General features: G+C 26.7%; 21 protein-coding genes and 1 other RNA gene. 2 read left to right on the top strand and 20 right to left on the bottom strand.

Going from position 1 to position 22084, the window contains the following annotated elements:
• The 20 genes from ABXT72_RS05595 to ABXT72_RS05690 all read right to left on the bottom strand — a co-directional run bounded on the left by ABXT72_RS05595 (position 1) and on the right by ABXT72_RS05690 (position 20623).
• Positions 1-849, bottom strand: coding sequence for an outer membrane protein assembly factor BamD (locus tag ABXT72_RS05595; RefSeq protein WP_415277977.1), 849 nt, complete (start codon positions 847-849; stop codon positions 1-3).
• A gap of 38 nt (positions 850-887) precedes the next feature.
• Complete coding sequence (lpxC, locus tag ABXT72_RS05600) at positions 888-1808, bottom strand: UDP-3-O-acyl-N-acetylglucosamine deacetylase (RefSeq protein WP_415277978.1); 921 nt, start codon at positions 1806-1808, stop codon at positions 888-890.
• A gap of 65 nt (positions 1809-1873) precedes the next feature.
• Entirely contained in the window at positions 1874-2983 is a 1110-nt protein-coding gene (locus ABXT72_RS05605; RefSeq protein WP_415277979.1) for a cell division FtsA domain-containing protein, read from the bottom strand.
• A complete protein-coding gene (locus tag ABXT72_RS05610) occupies positions 2983-3660 on the bottom strand; it encodes a cell division protein FtsQ/DivIB (RefSeq protein ID WP_415277980.1) in 678 nt (225 codons plus the stop codon). Before ABXT72_RS05610 ends, ABXT72_RS05605 begins: the two co-directional genes overlap by 1 nt.
• On the bottom strand, positions 3641-4555 hold the full coding sequence (locus tag ABXT72_RS05615; protein WP_415277981.1) for a D-alanine--D-alanine ligase: 915 nt from the start codon (positions 4553-4555) through the stop codon (positions 3641-3643). Before ABXT72_RS05615 ends, ABXT72_RS05610 begins: the two co-directional genes overlap by 20 nt.
• A 1-nt stretch (position 4556) precedes the next feature.
• Positions 4557-5495, bottom strand: a complete 939-nt coding sequence (murB, locus tag ABXT72_RS05620) for a UDP-N-acetylmuramate dehydrogenase (RefSeq protein WP_415277982.1) — start codon at positions 5493-5495, stop codon at positions 4557-4559.
• On the bottom strand, positions 5462-6859 hold the full coding sequence (gene murC / locus ABXT72_RS05625; protein WP_415277983.1) for a UDP-N-acetylmuramate--L-alanine ligase: 1398 nt from the start codon (positions 6857-6859) through the stop codon (positions 5462-5464). Before murC ends, murB begins: the two co-directional genes overlap by 34 nt.
• Positions 6849-7919, bottom strand: a complete 1071-nt coding sequence (locus tag ABXT72_RS05630; protein ID WP_415277984.1) for a UDP-N-acetylglucosamine--N-acetylmuramyl-(pentapeptide) pyrophosphoryl-undecaprenol N-acetylglucosamine transferase — start codon at positions 7917-7919, stop codon at positions 6849-6851. Before ABXT72_RS05630 ends, murC begins: the two co-directional genes overlap by 11 nt.
• A complete protein-coding gene (locus tag ABXT72_RS05635; RefSeq protein ID WP_415277985.1) occupies positions 7920-8708 on the bottom strand; it encodes an FtsW/RodA/SpoVE family cell cycle protein in 789 nt (262 codons plus the stop codon).
• Positions 8660-9043, bottom strand: coding sequence for an FtsW/RodA/SpoVE family cell cycle protein (locus tag ABXT72_RS05640; protein WP_415277986.1), 384 nt, complete (start codon positions 9041-9043; stop codon positions 8660-8662). The genes ABXT72_RS05635 and ABXT72_RS05640 overlap by 49 nt, the downstream gene beginning before the upstream one ends.
• Positions 9040-10338: a UDP-N-acetylmuramoyl-L-alanine--D-glutamate ligase gene (gene murD, locus ABXT72_RS05645; protein ID WP_415277987.1), complete on the bottom strand. Its 1299-nt coding sequence runs from the start codon at positions 10336-10338 to the stop codon at positions 9040-9042. The genes ABXT72_RS05640 and murD overlap by 4 nt, the downstream gene beginning before the upstream one ends.
• A complete protein-coding gene (mraY, locus tag ABXT72_RS05650; protein WP_415277988.1) occupies positions 10335-11420 on the bottom strand; it encodes a phospho-N-acetylmuramoyl-pentapeptide-transferase in 1086 nt (361 codons plus the stop codon). Before mraY ends, murD begins: the two co-directional genes overlap by 4 nt.
• Positions 11410-14256: a bifunctional UDP-N-acetylmuramoyl-L-alanyl-D-glutamate--2,6-diaminopimelate ligase MurE/UDP-N-acetylmuramoyl-tripeptide--D-alanyl-D-alanine ligase MurF gene (gene murF / locus ABXT72_RS05655; protein WP_415277989.1), complete on the bottom strand. Its 2847-nt coding sequence runs from the start codon at positions 14254-14256 to the stop codon at positions 11410-11412. The genes mraY and murF overlap by 11 nt, the downstream gene beginning before the upstream one ends.
• Positions 14257-14263: 7 nt before the next feature.
• Positions 14264-15940, bottom strand: coding sequence for a peptidoglycan D,D-transpeptidase FtsI family protein (locus tag ABXT72_RS05660; protein ID WP_415277990.1), 1677 nt, complete (start codon positions 15938-15940; stop codon positions 14264-14266).
• Entirely contained in the window at positions 15933-16241 is a 309-nt protein-coding gene (locus ABXT72_RS05665; protein WP_415277991.1) for a cell division protein FtsL, read from the bottom strand. The genes ABXT72_RS05660 and ABXT72_RS05665 overlap by 8 nt, the downstream gene beginning before the upstream one ends.
• On the bottom strand, positions 16238-17248 hold the full coding sequence (gene rsmH / locus ABXT72_RS05670) for a 16S rRNA (cytosine(1402)-N(4))-methyltransferase RsmH (protein ID WP_415277992.1): 1011 nt from the start codon (positions 17246-17248) through the stop codon (positions 16238-16240). The genes ABXT72_RS05665 and rsmH overlap by 4 nt, the downstream gene beginning before the upstream one ends.
• Positions 17249-17266: 18 nt before the next feature.
• On the bottom strand, positions 17267-18754 hold the full coding sequence (gene ftsZ, locus ABXT72_RS05675; RefSeq protein ID WP_415277993.1) for a cell division protein FtsZ: 1488 nt from the start codon (positions 18752-18754) through the stop codon (positions 17267-17269).
• Between the two features lie 2 nt (positions 18755-18756).
• Complete coding sequence (gene mraZ, locus ABXT72_RS05680; protein ID WP_415277994.1) at positions 18757-19224, bottom strand: division/cell wall cluster transcriptional repressor MraZ; 468 nt, start codon at positions 19222-19224, stop codon at positions 18757-18759.
• A gap of 256 nt (positions 19225-19480) precedes the next feature.
• Positions 19481-19837: RNase P RNA component class A (rnpB, locus tag ABXT72_RS05685), an RNA gene on the bottom strand.
• Between the two features lie 42 nt (positions 19838-19879).
• Complete coding sequence (locus ABXT72_RS05690; protein WP_415277995.1) at positions 19880-20623, bottom strand: N-acetylmuramoyl-L-alanine amidase; 744 nt, start codon at positions 20621-20623, stop codon at positions 19880-19882.
• A gap of 69 nt (positions 20624-20692) precedes the next feature.
• Here ABXT72_RS05690 and ABXT72_RS05695 point away from each other — a divergent pair, with 69 nt between their 5' ends.
• The gene (locus ABXT72_RS05695) at positions 20693-21475 is read left to right on the top strand and encodes a VacJ family lipoprotein (protein WP_415277996.1); all 783 of its coding nucleotides are present in this window, start codon (positions 20693-20695) and stop codon (positions 21473-21475) included.
• A gap of 14 nt (positions 21476-21489) precedes the next feature.
• A complete protein-coding gene (locus ABXT72_RS05700) occupies positions 21490-22080 on the top strand; it encodes an MlaC/ttg2D family ABC transporter substrate-binding protein (protein ID WP_415277997.1) in 591 nt (196 codons plus the stop codon).
• Positions 22081-22084: the final 4 nt, after the last annotated feature.

Below are 22084 nucleotides of genomic sequence, written 5' to 3' on the forward strand. Positions count from 1 at the left end.
TTACTCGAATAATCCCTTAAATCTTTTTATTAAACCTGTCTTTTTCTTTTTATCTTTTTTTAATTCTTTTACTCCATCTCTATAATTTTTATTAAATACTTTGTAAGAATTTTTATACCAATCAGAAGATTGATAATTATATCCTAAAGTGTTTGCATATTTTTTTGACTCCTCTATCAATCCAAGTCTATAATTAATCTCTACCAATCTATGAAGGGCTTCTTCTGTATAAATGGTTGTATTGTAATCTTTAACAACAGTCTTAAATCGATTTAATGCTGGAATCCACTTAATTTTTTTTAAATAATATCTAGCTATGTACATCTCCTTTGCAGCCAAAATTTCATTAATTAAATCTATTTTAAACTTAGCATCCATGGCAAATTCTGTGCTAGGGTAATCTCTAATTATAGTTTCGAATTGCTCCTTAGAATCTAGTATTGATTTTAAGTCTTTTTTTTCATCAACTATTTGTTCGTAAAAACTCATACCTAAAAGAAAGTGTGCATAAACTTTATCTTTATGTTTTGGATATGTTACTAAATATCTTTTTAACTCAAAAATTGCATCACTGTAATAATCTTGAGTATAATATGCATAGGCTGCCATAATTGCAGATTTTGCTGCCCAGGTTGACTGTGGAAATAACAACTCGGCCTCATTAAATTTTTTAGCTGCTAACAAAACATCTCCTCTTTGGAGTTCAAAATAGCCTTCTTTGTATGCATCAGACATTTGCATTTCCATATCTATTTCTACAATCTCAGATATTTTTTTTGTTTTATCTCCACAAGACCAAATAAAGATAAAAGTAATTAAAAGAAGTATAATTTTTAATTTTGAAAGCATTATCTTATTCTAACAGATTGTGAATAAAACTCTATTTTTTAAGCTATAGACCTTAGGTGACTCTTATTTATCAGGGTATTTGGCAAATGTTTTTCCGTAATCTCTATTAATGAAAAATTTTCGTCTTGTTGAAAAACTTTTCTCAATAATTGGTTAGTTAATTTGTGCCCTCCTTTAGAGCAAACAATCTTTCCAATTATTTTATAACCCACTAGATACAAATCTCCAATACAATCTAAAATCTTATGGTTTACAAATTCTTTTTTATTTCTAAGACCTTCTTCATTTAAAATCTTATTCTCCTTAACAACTAATGCATTATCAAGACTGCCTCCTTGTGCTAATCCCATTTCTTTTAACTTTTCAATATCTTCAAAAAGACAGAAGGTTCTTGAATTATAAATATCAGTCAAATCTGAATCAAATACATTTACAAAATTTCTTTGTGTTCCAATTAAACTATTTTCATATTTTATTTCAAAATCTATATCCAAACTAACCTTGCTTGGCTCTATAGAAATTGTTTTTTTACCATCATTAAATTCAATTCTTTTTTCAATTTTAATTATTTTTATTGGTGATTCACTATTTTTTATTCCAGCTTTTGATATTTCTTCAATAAAAAGTTTTGCCGATCCATCAAGGATTGGTACTTCTTGATTATCAATCTCTACTAAAGCGTTATCAATTCCTAAACCATATAATGCTCCCATTAAATGTTCTATTGTTGATATGCTAACTCCACTTTCATTTGCTATGGTTGTGCAAAATACTGCACTACTAACATTAAAAATGTTCGGAATTACTATATTATTTTCTTTTAGATCAACTCTTTTAAAAAGAATTCCTGAATTTGGTTTTGCTGGCTTTACAGTCATAGTTACATTTACTCCACTATGAAGTCCAACGCCTTTAAAGGTAACATCTCTATTGATAGTTTTTTGATTAAGAACAGACATTATTGTTCTTATAAATAATTGATTTAAATTTAGAAAAACAACAAATGTTACAAGAAAATACTAGTCTATTTTAAAAAATGAAAAAGTTTTTCAAAAAAACCCTGTTTTATTTGTTTTTTTGGTACAACTACAACCTCTTGTTTGTTATATATTTTTCTTAGTTTGTACCCAGATTGACAAACATCCCCTAGGGTTTCCTCTAAAAAATCAATATCTTTAGAAAATGAAATTTTATCTTTAAATTTATTATCTAAAATTTTTGATCCTTCTCCTATCAGTATCATCTTAGAATCGGTATTTATCTTCGTATTTGAGGCAAGAGATTTATCACATAATTCCAAAATCTCCTCTGTTCTAGCAAAAGCTATTTTTTGAAGCATTTCCAAAGAAAAATTTGGATTATCAGCATGTGCGTTATTTTTTTCAAAATTTAATTTAAGTTTTTCTGCTTCTTTAATATCAATTTTTAAAAGTAGAGAAATATCTTTAGTAATATGGTTTCCACCTATTGGCAGAACGTCCAAAAAGATCAATTTATCATTGTTAAAGGAAATAATTGATGTTTTTTTAAAAGCAATATCAATGAAAGATACCTCTCCTGTTAAATTTAAATTATTTTTATAATTTATTGATTTTGCATAACTAGAGCAAATTATTTGATTAATTGATATATTTAATTCTGAAAAAATGTTTTTAAAGCTAAGCACTGACTCGCTTGGAAGACAGATAAAAATAATATCTAGTGATATAAATTGGCAATCAATTTCATCTGGTAACTCAGAATAATCAACATTATCAATCTTATAATTATTTATAATTATGTGTGCAATATAATAATCTGAATAATATTTTTTTATTTGCTGCTTTGCTTCTTGAATTAAAAATAATATATCATCTTGTCTTAATTTCAGTTCTTCAATTTTTTTAAATACAGAAATTGCAACAGAAATCGTTTTTGAACTATCTATCATCAAATCTATATTATCAATATATTCATTTGTGGATTTTTCTAGTGATGCAATAATTTTTTGAATATCTAATTTAAGATTAAATTGTTCTGTATAAAAATTACTCTCAATAAAAAAAGGATTATTCTTGCCTTCTTCATTAAATGCACCTGCTCTTATTTTTGAAAAGCCACAGTCAATTATTGTTTGAAATTTTTTATCACTCATTACTTGGCAACTAAATGATTTTTTATTCTCAAATCAATAAATTTATAATCTTTAAAATTATCATTATTGATAAGTTTTTTAGATAAATTTAATGACGCTACAATATGTTCTTGTGGTAGCTTAATCAAAATATCTTTATCAGTTAAAATATCCCACCTACCTGATGGGAAAAAAGATAATTCTTTTAAATTTGAAAAAGAAAACATAGATTTTTCGATATTTTTTTTAAATGACAAAAAATCATGAGAATTAAATTCACCAAAGATGTATGGGAGTAGCTCATTGTTACTTTTATCTTCAATTAATTTACCATTAGCACCTACTAGATATTGACTATTATTAGAAACTCGAGCAATAAATTTAGTTGGTTTAATTTCAATGTTAAGTGTTGATGGGTAAATTTTTTTAATATTAAACTCTTGTATAATATTATGTTTTTCTAAAATCTTTCTTATTTCATCTTCATTAATGACAAATATACTTTTGTATAAAAGGTTATTAAGGTTATTTAAGATCTCTGAATTTTTTCTCTCAGAAAGACCTGTAATATTAATTTTACTTATTGATGAAGACAATTTTTTTTGATCGTTTATAAACTTTGCACTAGTCGTGCTTAAAATGAATAAAAATAATAAATAAATTATTATCTTATTTTTTTTACCTATTAATTGACGCATCTTTTAGAATCCATTCAATTAATTTTATAAAACTTATACCTTTATGTTGTGCAATCTCAGGGACTAATGAAAGTTTAGTCATTCCAGGCTGAGTATTAATCTCTAGTAAATAAAACTTCTCATTAAAAAATTTAAAATCTGATCTCGTAACGCCTTTACAGCCTATAATTTTATGTGCTTCTCTTGCTATGCTAGTAATTTTAGCTAGATTATTTTTACTCAAATCTACAGGAATTAAGTGCTTGGTCTTAGCGCTAGAATTATATTTTGCCTCATAATCATAAAACTTTCTTTTAGGTTCAAGTTCAATTGTACCAAGTGTTTTATTATCCATTATTGCAACTTGGATTTCTCTACCTGGTATAAATTCCTCAATTAATATTTTATTATACCCTTTTAATGCTTTTAGATTTTTTATTATATTAGTCTTGTCACAAATATATACATGAACACTGGATCCTTCATTTATAGGTTTTGCTACTACAGGGAATTTTAATTTTTTTTCAATTAATTTTATAATATTAAGCTTATTTTTTTTATGATTAAATTTAATATATTTTGGAGTAAGTATTTTATTTTTTATAAAAATTTTTTTTGAAATTTCTTTATCCATTGCTATAGATGATGCAATTATACCTGAGTGGGTATATGGAATTTTTTTAGTCTCTAAAATTGTTTGAATGTATCCATCCTCACCAAATTGTCCATGTAGCGCATTAAAAATAACATCTGGTTTAAATAATGAAATATCCTTTGATAAATTTTTATCAGGCTCACTAATTAAAACCTTATATCCATTTTTGATTAACTCTTTAGCAACTTGTTTTCCAGTATCTAGGCTAATTAGCCGTTCCTTGGATATACCACCAGATAATATTAAGATTTTTTTTTTCATTTTATTTTAAAATTTTAATTTCTTTTTCTAATACTATTCCAGTTTTTCTTTCCACACTTTTTTTAACAAATTCAATCAATTTATTCATATCTTCAAAGCTAGCATTATTTTTATTTACAAAAAAATTACAGTGCTTATTTGAAATATGAGCATCTCCAAAACTGGTATCTAGTGCTACAGATTCTTTTATCAATTCCCAAACTTTTTTATCAGTTTGATCAATTGGATTCTTGAATGTACTGCCACTTGTTTTTAATTTTGTTGGTTGTGTATTATCTTTCTTTTTCTTTAATTCTAAGACTTTTTTTTCGATTTCTTCTTTATTTTTTCTTGATCCATTAAACGATGCACTTAAAAAAATTAAGTCCTCTTTTAAATCATTGCTTCGGTATTTGAATATAACTTTACTCGCTGGTATTGTTAAAACCTGTCCATTTTTATCAATTGCTTGGATTGATACTAGCACATCTTTAAATTCTTTATTAAAACATCCAGCATTCATCCTTAGCCCCCCACCTATAGTACCTGGTATGCATGCTAAAAATTCAAATCCACCTATTCCATTATTCAGCGCAAAATCAGAAAGTTTTTTATCAAGACAGGCACTGCCTGCTATTATGACATCATTTGGTAATATGGAGATATTGGAAAAATTTTTTCCTAACTTGATAACAACACCATCAAATTTTTCTTCACTTATAAGAGTATTCGAGCCCGCACCTAAGATATATACTTTTTCTTTTTCTCCAAATTTTTTTAAAAATAAAATTAAGTCAGGCAAACTATCCGGTCTAAAGTAAACTTTGGCTTGTCCACCAATATTAAACCAATTGCTCTTTTTTAAATCATAATCAAAGTGAATTTTACTACTAATTTCATTAGAAAATTTTTTTATTTCTTCAATGCTCATTTGATCAATTCTGGTAATTGTCTCATCCATGTTGAAATTGTGCCTGCACCCATACCAACAACTATTTTTTTACCAAAAATAGTATTTTTAATAAATTTTGCTAATTGATACTGATTTTCAACCATAAACAGTTTTACTTTTGAATTTTTAATAATATCTTTTGCAAAATTATTATATTTAAAACCTAATTTTATTTTTTCTCCAGCTGTATATATGGGGCATAATATTACAACATCAGCTTTTTTAAATGATAAACTAAATTCTTTTTTAAGATCTTTTAGTCTGGAAATTCTGTGTGGTTGAAATATACAAATTACTTCTTCCTTCTTATAAGCAGCCCTCACACCATTTAACACTTCTCTAATTTCAGTTGGATGATGGGCATAATCATCATAAAAATTAGTTTCTCTATGTGTAAAAATTTTATTAAATCTTCTTTGAACACCCTTAAATTCTCTTAATCCTTTTTTGATAATATTTTGTGATATTCCAATTGTTAATGCCACAGCTACTGCTGCTGTGGAGTTTCTAATATTATGAATTCCTAATAATGGTAATTTAATTTTTCTTATATCTAAATTCTTTTTTCCTGGCAAATTTATAGCTAGGTCATATTGAGAATATTCTTTTTCTTGTTTTATATTTTTAATACAAAAATGTGATTTATGCTCAATTCCATATGTATAATAATTCTTCATTTTTAATTTACTTAATAAATCTTTATTATTTTTGTCATCTATACAAATAAAAGACTTCCCAAACGAAGGGACTTTATTGATAAATTTAATAAATAATTCTTTAAGATCTTTCATTGAATTATAAAAATCCATATGCTCACGATCAATATTTGTTACTATAGAATAAGTTGGTGGTACATGTATGAAGCTACCATCTGACTCATCAGCTTCTAATATGCACCAATCACTTTTACCTAGTTTTGCAGAATTTTTTATTGCATTAAGGACACCGCCATTAATAATTGTTGGGTCCAATTTTGTTTTTGAAAATATTGAGGCTAATAGAGACGTAGTTGTTGTTTTTCCATGTGAACCTGTAACAACTATATTTTTTGTTAAAGAGACTATATTTGCCAACATCTCTCCTCTTTTATAAATAGGTAATTGTTTTAGTTTAGCTTCAATTAATTCAGGGTTATTATTTTTAATAGCTGATGAAATGACAACAATTGTTGCTTTTGCTATATTTTTTTTAGTATGTCTAATTGTAATTTTGATCTTATCTTTTTTTAATCTTTCAATATTCTTATTTGCAAGGACGTCGCTACCCTGGACATTAAACCCCATTCTTTTCATAATGAGTGCAAGGCCACTCATACCGATACCCCCTATACCAACAAAATGTATAATTTCAGTTTTAGCTAATTCAATTTTCATTAATAACAGATATAATTTTTAGATTTATATTATTCCATGTGTTTTCATAGTTAAAATCTTTCATGTTCTTTTTTTTAGCAAGATATTCTTCTTTATTATCAATAATATTAATTAGTTTATTGAGTAATATTTTCTCATCTACTTCCTTTTGATTTAGCAACCAATTAAAGCCAAGTTTATTATAAAAATAAGCATTTTCGAATTGATGGTTATCTTTTGCGGTTGGCAAAGGTATTGCTAAATACGGAATCTCGGTAAAATTTAACTCAGCTAATGTTGATGCACCTGCTCTAGTAATGCATAAATCTGTTTTTTTCATAAAGTTTATAACATCATCATTAAAATTGAATAATTCACAATTAATATTGTTATTTTCATAAGTTTTTTTAAAACTTTCAAAATTAATAGAACTAGTTTGTTGATAAATTTTAAGTTTATATTTTTTAGATAATTTAATAATCGTATTTTTAACTAAATCATCAAATATTTTAGCTCCTTGACTGCCACCTATTATAAGTAAATTAATTTTATCTAAGGAATTATTATTATCCTTCTTATCGTAAAAAATTTTTCTTAATAATGCTGGAATTACTTCAATTTTATTTTTAAACTTAATAGGAAATTTTTTGATATTATTAGAATAGCAAAATATTTTTTGGCAGTAACTTATAAATAGCTTATTTGATTGACCTAAAACCATATTTGGTTCAAATAATAACAACTTAATATTTAAAATTTTAGCACCTAAGCATAGGGGTAGCGACATATATCCACCTGTCGAAATTAATATATTAATTTTATTTTTTCTTAAAAAAATAATAGATTTTAAGATCAAAACTATCATTGAAAGAAAATCAAATAGCAATGTTAGTAAATTTTTTGAAATTGGCCTTACATTAAATATTTTTAAATTGTATTCATCTTTGTTTAAAAATTTAACACCCCTAAGATCGGATGTCATAGAAACATCAAAATTATTCTCTAAGTGTTTATATATTATAGTTGCAGGTATAACATGACCTCCTGATCCACCGGTACTAATCAATATTTTTTTATTCATTTAATTCATTTTTCTTTTTGTTAAATTTAAAATTATTCCAGATAATATAGAAACTCCTACAATTGAAGAACCCCCATAACTTAAAAATGGCAATGTTATTCCTGTTGTGGGAAATAGCCTTATATTTACCCCAAGGTGTATTAGTGCTTGAAAAATTATTAGGCTTATTACTCCTGTTAGCACTAGTTTATTTTTTTCGCTTTTTTCTAAGTAAATTTTTTTAAAAACAGAATAAATAAAGAATAAAAATAAGATTAATAACAATATTATTGCGACAACACCGAACTCCTCAGAAATAACTGAGACTATATAATCGGTATGAGCCTCTGGGACCCTTGTTTTTAAAGTTCCTTCTCCAATTCCTTTGCCAAAAAAACCACCACTACTGATTGCCTCTATAGCTTTATCTGATTGAAAATTATGCGTTCCTCCATCAGGGTTAAAGAAAGATAGAATACGACTTTTTATATAAATAAATTTTGGGATAAAAAAAACCACATACAGCAGCGTTAAAATAGCAAAACTTATAAATATTAAAATGAATAGTAGATTTATGCCAGATACAAAAACTAATATTGCCCAAGATAAAAATACCAACAACGTTTGACCGATGTCGGGCTGAATTATTAATAGTAAGCAAGTTGGGATAATAGCAATAATAGTCAATAAATACTTGATATAAATATTATAATTTTTTTCACTACATAAAATTGTTGCTACAAAAATAATTATAAATGGTTTTAATAATTCAATTGGTTGAAATTGAGGAAGAAAAAAAAATTCAACCATCTTTTTGATCCTTTAACTTCAGTACCAAAAATTGGAACTAAAAATAATAGAAATAAAGTAACAAAAAAAAGATAAATAGAAATTATAAAAAGATTCTTTTCACTTAAAGAAGAGAAAAATACTAAAGTTGCAAACCCAATAAAAATATAGGTCAGATGCTTAAAAAAGAAAAAATAATTATTTGTATCTAATTTATCAGAAGCAATTAATGAAGTTGAAACTAAAGAAAAAAATAAACCTAAACTAAATAAAAATATTATTAATAAAAAAATTGTTTTATCTATATTTTTCCACCAGTTATAATACATTAAGTTGAGTGAATTAATATTTATCATCTTATATTTTTTTTTATAAGTTTATTAAAATATTTTCCTCTTTCTTCAAAGTTTCTAAAACTATCAAATGATGCAGATGCTGGACTAAAAAGAATTGTCTTTTTAATAAAATTATTTTCATTTTTAATATCTAAAAAAATCTTAGCCATTAAAGTCTTTAAATTTAAAAATGATTGAAATTCCATCTTATTTTTTAATTGATTAATAAAAAAATTTTGATTTTGTCCAAAAATGTATAACTTAATGTTTTTACAATCATTTTTTTTAAGTAAAAATTTATCTCCCTTTTTAGATAACCCACCCATTATCCAATAAATATTTTTTAATGATTTCAATAATTTTTCTGATGAAGAAAAGCTTGTTGCTTTAGAATCGTTAATAACTTTTAAAAATTTAGAGTTATGAATTATTTCTTGTCTAAAACTTAGTCCTTTAAAATTTTTTAATGTTTTTAATAGCAGGTTATTTTTTAAATTTAATAGCTTTGAAACCTTCAGTACAAATGTCAAATTTTCTTTATTACCATCTGTATCAAAATAATAATTATTAATTTTTTTAATAAACTTATCGCTTGTATATTTTTCTATTTTCAGAATTGATGGTGCAAATTTTTTTTTCTTTAATTCTCTTTTAATGTAAAAATTTTTTGTATTTAAAATTGCAATATCATTTTTAGATTGGTTTTTTATTAATTTAAATTTAGCACCTACATATTTGTTTATAGTCTTGTGTCTTTCGAGGTGATCTGGTGTAATATTTAAAATTATAGATATATTTGTCTTAAACAACTTACTATATTCTAGTTGATAAGATGAAGCCTCAATTACAAATAGAGTGTCTTTTTTGATCTTTTTTTCCAGTAAAATTGGATTACCTATATTGCCAACTAAACGAACATCTTTTTTTTGGTCTTTTAATATATCGTGCAAAAGCTTAGCAGTAGTTGATTTTCCATTTGTACCTGTAATAGTTATTTTTTGATTAAAAGCATATCGACTATAAAAAATGTCTAAATCTGTATAAATTTTTTTATGATTTTTTTTTAAAAATCTACTTAATTTGCACTTATTAATGTCTATACCTGGACTAATTATAATATAGTCAAATTCTTTTTTAGTTATTTCTTTATATGTTGTGTGGGAATCTTTAATTTTTTTTTTAACAATTATTCGATCATCAAATAAACTAATAGCATTACTTTTTTTTAAAAAACTATAAGTGGATAGACCACTTTTACCTAGACCATAAATCAATATTCTTTTTTTAAAAAAGGTTTTTTCTAGATTTAACATCATCTAAGTTTTAATGTCGCTAATCCAATCATTGCTAAGATTATTGATATAATCCAAAATCTAATTACAACTGTTGATTCTGCCCAACCTTTTTTTTCAAAATGATGATGTATAGGTGCCATTCTAAAAATTCTTTTACCCGTTAATTTGAATGAAAATACTTGAATTATAACTGACACAGCTTCTAGTACAAATAACCCACCTGTTATTGCTAAAACAATCTCATGTTTAGTAATAATACCAATTGCCCCTAAAGATCCACCTAATGCTAATGAGCCAGTGTCACCCATAAATATTTTAGCAGGTGGTGCATTAAACCATAAAAATCCTAAACAAGCTCCTATGATTGATCCACAAAAAACTGAAACTTCTCCCATACCTACAAGATAGGGAATATTTAAATATTCTGAAAATACAATATTACCAGTTACGTAGCTAATAAATGCAAAACATGCTGCCACTAATATCACCGGCACTGTTGCTAAGCCATCCAAACCATCTGTTAAATTAACTGCATTAGAGGATCCAACAATTATAAAAATAGAAAATGGAATAAAAAACCATCCAAGATTAATAATTAAATTTTTAAAAAAAGGAAAATACAAGTTTGTAAGTTCAATATTTTGAGATAACTGAGTTAAACCAAAAATTCCAACAAATGCTATTAAAATTTGAGAAATAATTTTAAATTTAAATGATACGCCAGATGAATTTTTAAACTTAATTTTTTTATAATCATCATATGCACCTAATAGCCCAAACCCTGTGACAATAAATAACAAAAACCATATATGATAATTTGATAGATCACCCCAAAGTAATATTCCTGAAAATAGTCCAAGTAAAATTAAAACACCCCCCATTGTTGGCGTTCCAATTTTCTTAACTATATGTTCAGTAGGACCATCATCTCTTATTGGATTTAAGATTTTTCTTGCTGAAAAAAATTTAATAAAAGGATTGCCTACTAATAAAACCACAAACATTGACGTAAACATTGAAAGTCCCGTTCTAAATGTTAAATACTTAAATACATTTAGAAAACTATATTGATCAATTAATTGAGTAATAAGACTATAAAGCATTAAACTTACCAGTTTTTAATTTGTTAACTAGATTGTTAAGTCCAGTAGAGTTTGAACCCTTAATCATTAAATAATCATTATTATTTAAATCATTTTTTATCAAATCAATTATTTTGGACTTATCTTTCAAAGTGACCCCTCTACGGTGTTTATCTAGGTTTTTATAAGTATATAAAATATGTTTGCCCATTACATTAATATTTTTAAGAGAAGTTTTATTAATTTCTTTCCCAATCTCTAAGTGTAGCTTCTTTGAATAATTTCCTAACTCCAGCATATCACCCAGAATTAATTTTTTTTTAGAGTTATTAATTTTTAATTCATCAAAATTTTTTATAGCAGATTTTAATGATAACGGATTAGAGTTATAGCTTTCATCTACAATAAAAATACTTTTTTTATTTAATTTAATTTTTATTATATCTCCACGGCCTTTTGCTATCTCATAATCAAAAAATATATTTTTATCTAATTTTTGTGTATCTTTATAGATTGATATAATTGCAATTGCCGCTAATAAGTTTTTTAAATTATTTTCAAAAATTGATCTTACATAAAAATAAGTTTGTTTTTTATTAATATTTACAAATATTTTATATTTAGATTTTTCTTTAACTATTTTTTTTAAAAAAATATCTGCTGATTTATTTTTTAAACCAAATGTAAGAATATTTATCTTTTTTTTCTTAGCAGTTTTTTTATGTAAATTATAAAATTTGTCATCTTGGTTTAAAACAAGAAATCCATTTGTTTTTATATTATTAATAATTTCTGACTTTGCTAGGGCTACTTGATGAATATTTTTAAAATTCTTAATATGTGCATAGGAAATATTTGTAATAACACCAACATCAGGTTTAATAATTTTTGATAAATAATCAATCTCACCTTTTCTATCCATTCCAATTTCAAAAACACCAAATTCATCATTTTCTCTCAGATTAAATAAACTTAACGGTACTCCAAATTTATTATTAAAAGATTTTGGTGAATAAGTTACATTACTAATCTTACTTAAAGTTTTTCCTAACAATTCTTTAAGGGAGGTTTTTCCACAACTGCCTGTTATAGATATAATTTTACTAGATAAATTTTCTCTTAGTTTTGATGAGGCCTCTGTTAAAAGCTGTAACGTATTATCTACTATAATTTTTTTTTTAGATTTTTTTTGATTATTAGCTATTACTAATGATGCACCATTTTGGAAAGCTTCGTTAACATATAAATTTCCATCTTTATTATTTCCTTTTATTGCAAAGAATATGTCATTTTTATTTATTGTTTTAGAATTAATTGATGCATTGTTTATTTTTATATTTGAATTAATTTGAGGAGAGTTGCTAATCTCTTTTAAAATATTTACTTTAAGATTAGTCGACAGAGTTTTATTTTTTAATTTAATATTTTGTAGTATTTCCAATCTATCAGAAAATTTATTTACAAACTTTCCATAATCTTGCGTCTGTTCATGACCTTTGCCTGCAATAACTAGAATATCACCAGTATTTAAATCAAATATAGCCTTATGAATAGCCTCAGACCTACTAGCAATCTCAAAGATTTTAGATTTATCAATGGTTTTTTTAATAGCTAATCTTATCTTTTGTGGATTTTCATCTCTTGGATTATCGTCAGTTAAATAAACTCTGTCACAGTATTGATTGGCTATTTTTCCCATCATGGGTCTTTTGTCTTTATCTCTATTACCCCCACATCCAAATACAATGAAAATTCTTTTATTTTCAAATTGTTCTTTCAAATTAGACAAACAAGTATTTAATGCATCAGGTGTATGAGCATAATCTAAAATAACTTTTGATTTATTTTTTAAAGTTCCCATTTTTTCAAATCTGCCACTTGCTGATTTTACCCTTGAAGCAAATTTCACTATTTTATCAAATCTTAAATTACTTTTTTTAGCAGCAAGCATTGCCATAAATAAGTTTTTTAATTGAATTCTACCAATTAAATATGTTTGCAATTTATAATTTTTTTGATTGTGTGTAATTTCAATTATTTGTTTATCATCTTTAAATTTATGTGAATAAATATCTATTCCATTAGTACCTTTTGATAAAACCTGAAGATTAAATTTATTATTTAGTGATATTTTTTTTAAATTTTTATATTCTGGAATTTGACTATCGGTAATAATGTTTCCTCTTGATTTTAATAACCTCTCAAATAGATACAATTTTGATTTAAGATAATCATTAAATGTTTTGTGATAATCTAAATGATCATGAGATAAATTTGTAAAAATTGCAGTATTAAATTTCAAGCCATCAAGTCTATTTTGCTTTAGTCCATGACTAGAAGCTTCCAATATAACGTTGTCAATTCTTTGTTTTTTTAAATCATCTAATATTTTGCTTAATCCAATTGGATCTAATGTAGTATTAGAAACATTCTTTAAATTATTTTTTGTCCTAATTCCCAATGTTCCAATAGAAGCTACTTTTTTATTACTTAAGTTGAGTAGTTGAAAATAAAAATCTGCAATTGATGATTTTCCATTTGTTCCTGTTACAGCAATTAAATTTTTTGGTTTATTTTTTGTTATCTTATACGATAATTCTGATAATAATTTTCTAACATTTTTTGATCTTAAAAATAATACTTTATTTTTCATGCCTTCAAATTTTTGTTCAGAAATAATTGTTTTTGCACCTTTTTTAATTGCATGATCAATGAATTTATTTCCATCTGATTTTGTCCCTTTAATTGCAAAAAAAATATAATCCTTTTTACAATCTGCACTATTAAAACTAAGGCCAGGAAACCGATGATTTCGAAATTCTTTTTTAATATTTTTAAGGAATTTGCCAATCAACATATAAGTATTAATTTTCCATATGTTTTGTGGCCAAAATAGGCCCAATTTTTTCTATGATTTTTCCAGCTACCTCAACAGATGTCCACCCCGCTGTATTAAATGGAGTTCCTTTGTATGAACCTTTTTTATTTTTATATTCATATACGTAATCTGATGATGTTTTCGGTTCATCAAGTAAAACTATCAGCACATATTTAGGGTTAGAGACTGGGAAAATACCTGCAAATGTATTAACTTTTGCTTTAGAATAGCCGCCTACTATTGTTTTTTGGGCAGTTCCAGTTTTTCCACCAACTTCGTAACCTTCAATGTTTACAAATCCCGCTGTACCTTCTTTAGTAGTTACAATTTTTCTAAGTATAGGGTTTATTTTCTCTGAAATACCAGCTTTGATTATTCTTTTTTTTTTCTGATAATCTTTTAACTCATTTTTTATTAAGCTGGGCTCAACAGCAAAACCACCGTTTGAAATTATTGCATAAGCTTTTGCCAGCTGTAGTGGAGTTGTAGTTATTCCATGCCCAAAAGACACAGTTGCAAGTTTACATTTTCCCCACTTAAATGGAATTGGCTCTCCAACTTCCTCTATGTCAAAATTTATTTTACTGAGGATTCCAATTTTTTCTAAAAAAGCTTTTAATTTAATAATTTCTAATTTTTGTCCAATTCTTACAGATCCTATATTTCCAGACCTAATTAAAATTTGTTCTACTGTAAGATCAGATGGTATTTTGTTATCATATTCAGATATGCTACTTTTTCCACATTGTAGTCTTTTTTCTAAATTTAAAAATTCTGTATCAATATCTATTAAACCTTCCTCTAATCCAGCAGCTACTGTAAAAGTTTTAAATACTGATCCTAATTCATACACTCCTTTTGTTGCTCTATTAATAAAGTTAAGATCTACTATCTTCTCTCTTTTATTAAGATCAAAATCTGGATATGAAACCATAGATATAATTTCTCCATTATTAACATTCATCAAAATTGCAGTACTACCTTTGCTTCTAAATATAGATTGAAACTTTACCAATTCTTCTCTAATTAAAAATTGTATGTCAGTATCTACTGTTAATTTAAGTGGTTCGCTTGTTTGTTTTAATTTTTCATTAAAAGATTTTTCAAGTCCTGATATACCTTTATTGTCATCATCTATTTGACCAATAATATGACTAAAGAGGTTTTTTTGAGGATAAATTCTAGTTAGTTTTTCCTCTGATTTAATCGATTTATCTCCAAGTAGCATGATTTTTTCATAGTTTTGAGAAGATATTTTTTTTTCAAAATAAAAGAATTTATTTTTTTCAAGTTTTTTTATGACTTCAGCATAGTTTTTATTTGGGAATATTAACTGTAAATTAATTAAGAGTTTTTTTTTATCAATTACCTCAATAGGGTTAATACCAATATCTATCGACTTAACTGTTTTAACTAAATAATTTCCATTTCTATCAAGTATGTCTGCTCTATGGTTTTTATTTACAGTTAAGAATTTCTCGCTATCTTCTGCTTTTAATGAGCCTAAATGAAGCAATTGTATTGAATAAATTACTGAAATCATTAAGAAAACAAAAAAAATAAAAGCTATTCTATTAAATTGTATATCTAAATTTGTTTTACTTTTTTTATATGAAAATTCATTTTCATATTCTTCTAGAATAATATTTTTTTTATTATTCATTTACACTCTTGCTTATTAAGTCGTTTATTTCTAAATTTTCATTATTTTTAGTGATTTCTTTAATATTCATAATTTCAATTTTAATTAAATCTTTTTCAAAATATTGTGTCTGATATTGAACTAATTTTTCAGGGGAGCTTAGATAATTAAACTCAAGCAGCACATCTTCAAGTTCTGATTTTAAAGGTCTTATGTTTTCATTGATTACAAAAATTTGATCTTCTATTTCTTTTGTAGAATTTTTAACAAGTGATGTGATCAGTATTAATACGAAAATAACAACTAAAACTAATTGTTTCATAGTTTTTTTGACAAATTCTCAATGTCAATTAAATGTTTAAATTTATCCAAGATATCTGTTTCAAAATCGAAAAAATCTTCTTTTTTAATTACATAACGTAACTTGGCTGATCTAGAGGATGGATTTTCTCTAATTTCTTTATCACATGGTACTATTGGTTTTTTTATAACAGATTTAAATAAATTTAATTTTTCTTCAGTTTTTGGCATATGTCTTGAAACACTTTTATTTTCAGACAAACTTTTAAAAAAATATTTAACAATTTTATCTTCTAGAGAATGAAATGTTACAACTACAATAACACCATCTTTTTTAACAACTTTAGCTGCATTAATTAATCCATAAATTAATTCACTAATTTCTTTATTTACAAATATTCTTAATGCTTGGAAAATTTTAGTTGCACTATGCGTCTTATAATTTCTTTTTCTTTTCGAAGACTCTATAATTCTAACTAGCTCTTCTGTTGTGATTTCTCTTTTGGATCTGTCTTCAACGATATTGTGTGCTATTCTCTTACTATCTGCTTCATCACCAAAATATTTAAATATCTTTGTAAGTTCTTTTTCATCTAATTGATTAATGGCTTCTTTTGCTGAAAAATCATTTATACCCATTTTCATATTAAGTTCGCCTATGCTATCAAATGAAAGACCTTTTTTTGGGTCTTTAATCTGATTTAGTGAATACCCTAAATCAAAAATTACTGCTTTGATATTTTCATCCCTTAACTTTAAATTATTTAGTTGACTAAATTTAATATTTTTAAATAACAGCCTATCTTCAAAACTTTTTTGAAGTTCTTGAGCTTTTTTAGAACTCTCAGAATCTCTATCTAATGCAATTACTTTTGTTTCTGGAAAGTTTAATATTTTTTTTGTGTATCCACCTTGACCGAACGTACAGTCAATAAATGTGCCACCATATTGAGGGGTAATAATACTAATTATTTCACTTAGCAATACTGGATAATGATTTCTCACATCTGGTATTATGGTGGCTATCATTTATTTTTTTGAAGACCATTAATTCTTTTGTCTTCTTAAAAATGCTGGAATTTCTAGATCATCATCTTCTGAAACGTTTTCTGAAATTTCAGTAGATAGTAACCCTTCTGTCTCTGAAGTTTCACCATCCGAACTAAATAAATCTGGAGCGTCTTCACCTTCTACACCAAAGTTTTCAAGTCCATTAGAAACATGCTCTTCCTCTATTGGGCTGTTTTCTTCAGGTTGTGTTGTTGTGAGTGCTTCCTCTAAAAAAGATTGCTCATAATCATTTGATTGATTATTTTCAACAATACTTTCAACTTCTTGATTGGTATTAGTTTGCTCATTCATCATTTCTGATGATGCAGTGTTTGTAACTGGCTCTGCAATTATTTCATTTTCTAACTTTAATGCATTTGCTCCATGTGAGATAGGGCTAGTCATCGTAGGTGAAAAATTAAGCGATTGAGCAGAACTTGCACTGTTAAAATCTGAATAACCAGGGTTTCTATTTTGTATTCTATGAACCATATTGATTACAGATTTACTTTCTGGTTGTTGCCCATCTAATGCTGTTGCAACAATTGATACTCTGATTTTTCCATCAAGGTCTCCAGATGTAATGGCACCAATAATTACTTCAGCTTCTGGATCTACTTCAGCTCTTATTTTATTTACAACTTCGTCAACTTCAAAAAGTTTAAGATCCTTACCACCAGTAATATTTACTAGTAATCCTTTTGCACCTTTTAATGTATAATCATCAATCAATGGGTTGCTAATTGCCATATCTGCTGCTTTAGCTGCTCTACCTTCTCCTTCGGCTTCACCAGTTCCCATCATTGCTTTACCCATTGAAGCCATTACAGTTTCAACGTCGGCAAAATCTAGATTAACTATACCGGGTCTAACCATTAGATCAGTTACACTTTGTACACCTTGCATTAAAACATTATTTGAAAGATTAAAAGATTCTTCAAATGTAGTTTGTTCATTCGCAACCTTAAATAGATTTTGATTTGGAATTACAATAATTGTATCCACATGTTTTCTTAATTCTTCTAGGCCTAGTTGAGCTCTTCTCATTCTTGATGGCCCTTCATATAAGAAAGGAAGAGTTACAACACCTACTGTTAAAATATTTAATTCTTTAGCAGCTCTTGCAATAACATGTGCAGCACCTGTTCCTGTTCCACCGCCCATACCAGCAGTTATAAAAACCATGTTTGCACCCTGGAGTGTATTTACAATTTCATTCAAAGATTCATCTGCAGCTGCTTGACCTATGTCATGCTTTGCTCCAGCACCTAAACCTTTTGTTAAACTTAGACCAATTTGAATTCTTGCTTTAGCTTTACTTAACTTTAAATCTTGAGCATCTGTATTTACCGCTATGAACTCTACTCCTTGAAGCCCATTATCAATCATTTCATTAAGTGCATTTCCACCTGCTCCACCAACTCCCACTACTAATAATCTTGGTTGTAATTCTTTTATTTCTGGTGATTTAAAGTTAATTGTCATTTTTATTTCCCCTCATTGTTATTAAAATGTTTTTCCCATTTAAGACTTGCACGATTTAGATTTGCTTTTTTTCTTGCGTTGATCTTAAATTTTTCAAATGCTGCTGGTTCCCATATTTGGAATGTTTGACCCTGACCAATAAACAACATGCTGTTTTTTATTTTTGCATGTTTTAATAATTTTGTTGATAATGAAATTCTACCTTCACTATCAAATTGTAAATTCATACTCTCAGATAAAATTGATGTTGCAAAATAATCTCTTTTTTCTTCAAATGGACTTAATGAATCTATACTTGCAGAAAGTTTTTCAATTCTATCTTGTGAACAAGCTTCTATAGACTGATTATTAAATGAGGGATAACAGATAACTCCGTTGTATCCTATGTTGGAAAGATGAGATCTAAAACTAGCAGGCACAGATACTCTTCCCTTTTTGTCTATTTTGTTCTCGTAAGTAGATAAAAACATATTTTTTATATTTCATAAATTCCATATTTGGGAATATATGGGACAATATGGGTTTTTAACTATAGTGTCAATATGTTCGTTTTAGGCTAATTTGTTAATAATTGTGGATAACTTTTATGTATCTTCATTAAGTCTAAAATCAATTTTTTGTTTTAACTCAATACAATTCTAGGATTAAAAATAAGAACAAAAATGATTCAATCATGAATCAAAAGGTGAACATTCATACATTTGGCAAATGCCTCTTGTGGATAAGTTTGCTAGACAAACTATAAGCCGGGTTCTGTCATTTAAACCTATCATTTCTCTAGGCTTAAGATCACTCTTAAGCTCAAGCAACTAACCCTGATGACTAGCCAAAGACGGCTTTTAGTTTTACAACAATGTCATCTCTACTTAGTCTTGCTCCCAGTGGGGTTTTCCAGCGTTCATTGTTACCAATAGAACCGGTGCGCTCTTACCACACCTTTTCACCCTTGCCATGTTATGGCGGTATATTTTCTGTGGCACTATCCCTAGGGTTTCCCCCGCCAGGTATTACCTGGCACTGTGTCTTTGCGGAGCCCGGACTTTCCTCTTCAAAAAAAATTAAAGCGACAAGTCGTTTGTCTAGCAAATGTAGAATATTACTAAACTACAAGAATTCAAGAAAAATTTAATTATACCTCTTGATGAGATTTTTACTAATAAGCAAGCATTCTTGATCAATTTTGCCATCAACCAACTCTTGTCTAAATCTTCTTTGAAAGGCTTTAGTTACATATCTTAAATACCTATCTCTACTTAAGTCTTTTGGAGTTTTTTTTGAATATCCAATTTTAAACAAATTATTGAAAAAAAATTCTTTTTCTATTTTCCTGATTTTAGAATTTCTATTTTTCATTAATTCTTGCTTCTTTAATGTGTGCCATATCCCTATTTTATTTTTAGATAAATATTCCCAAGGAAATTTTTCACCTGGATCTTTTTTTCTTTGTGGCGCTATATCGGAATGTCCTAAAATATTCTTAGAGCTAATTTTATATTCTTTTATTAAAAACTTACTTAATTTTAAAAGAGAAGAAATTTGTTTTTTAGAAAATTTTTTATAACCAAATTCATGTCCAGGGTTTGTGATTTCAATTCCAATAGAATTTTGGTTTAAAGATTTATAATTTTTCCATGAAGATTTTCCTGCGTGCCAAGCTATATATAAATCAGGTACTATCTTGATAAATTCTCCATTATTTTTGATTAAATAATGACAACTAACCTTAGGTTGTATATTTGTCAGTCTATTAATAGCCGCAGATTCTCTCTTCATTCCAGTATAATGAAAAATAATAAATGTAATTTGCTTAGTGCTTCTTTTTTTAGAATTAAAATTACTAGAATAATTCAATATTGTTTTTAAAGCCATTATTGGGTCATATTTAGAACTAATTCTCGATTTACTTTATAATAATATATATTATACAATTGTCCAACTATGAAAAAAACTATAATTACATTTTTATTTTTAATTCTGCTTTCATCAAATGTTAGTGCAGGAACAGATGGTGAAAATAATCTACCTAATAAGGCAAAGCCTATAAAAGATTGCTTTGAAAGTTTAAATAGAATTACATTTTCTTTAAATGAAGGTTTGGACAAAGTGATTTTTAAGCCAGTTGCAAAAACTTATAGATTTTTACCCTCTCCAATTCGAACTGGAACAGGTAATGCCCTTGACAATCTTTCTTCTTTTGTGACTATACCTAACAATATTCTTCAAGGAGAGTTAAAAAAAGCTGGGGTTAATACAGGAAGATTTGTTATTAACACAACATTGGGAATTCTTGGAATATTTAATGTGGCTAAAAAAATGAATTTTCCAGAATATGAAAAAGAAGATTATGGACAAACTTTAGGAGTTTGGGGAGTGGGCGCAGGTTGTTATTTAGTATTGCCAGTTTTAGGGCCTTCCACTGTTAGAGATACAGCTGGTTCATTTGTAAATGTACTGGGTGGAGACGCTTGGTATAACGCCTCTGTTAATGGTAACAATGAATTTTTGAGCAGCTCTCAATACACGACAACAAAAATTTTAACAGGATTAGATTTTAGAGCAAAAAATATTGACTCTATAGAAAATTTAAAAAAAAATTCTATGGATTTTTATGCTTCAGTTAGAAGCTTATATCTTCAAGATAGACAACAAAAAATTAAAGATAAAAAAGGATCACTCGAAATTATTTATGATAGTGACTGGGAAGAAATAGAAACTCAATAAAATATTTTAAAAATATGAAGAATTTTTTAACTTTTGTAACTTTTTTAATAATTATCTTTTCGAGCATTAGTAAAGTTTACTCGATCGAGCCAGACATATTTGTTCAATCAACAGTAAATAGAGCGTCTGAAGCTTTGAGTAATCAATTCTCAAAAGAAGAAAAGATAGAAAAACTTAAAAAGATTGCAAGTGAAACTGTTGATATAAAAGGTATTAGTTTTTACACATTGGGATCCCACAGAAAAAATATAACTGACAATCAGTTAAAACAATATGAGACACTTTTTAAAGAATATTTTTTAAAAAGTTTTTCCAGTAGATTAGCTGAGTATTCAAACCCAGAAATAGAAGTAACATCTAAAAAAGAATTAAATAAAAATTATACAATAGTTTTCAGTACTTTGGTTTCAACTGAGCAAAGACCAGAGGTTAAAATTAATTGGAGAATTTATACCAAAGATCCAGAGAGCCCTTTGATCAGAGACTTGATCATTGAAGGTTTAAGTCTTGCAAGAACTCAAAAAGAAGAGTTTTCCTCTATAATTCAAAGTAATGATGGAGATATAAATGCTCTTTTTGAGACTCTGAAGAACTTCAATAAATAGCAGC

The organism is Candidatus Pelagibacter sp. Uisw_094 (assembly GCF_047729535.1).
Classification (GTDB): Bacteria; Pseudomonadota; Alphaproteobacteria; order Pelagibacterales; family Pelagibacteraceae; genus Pelagibacter.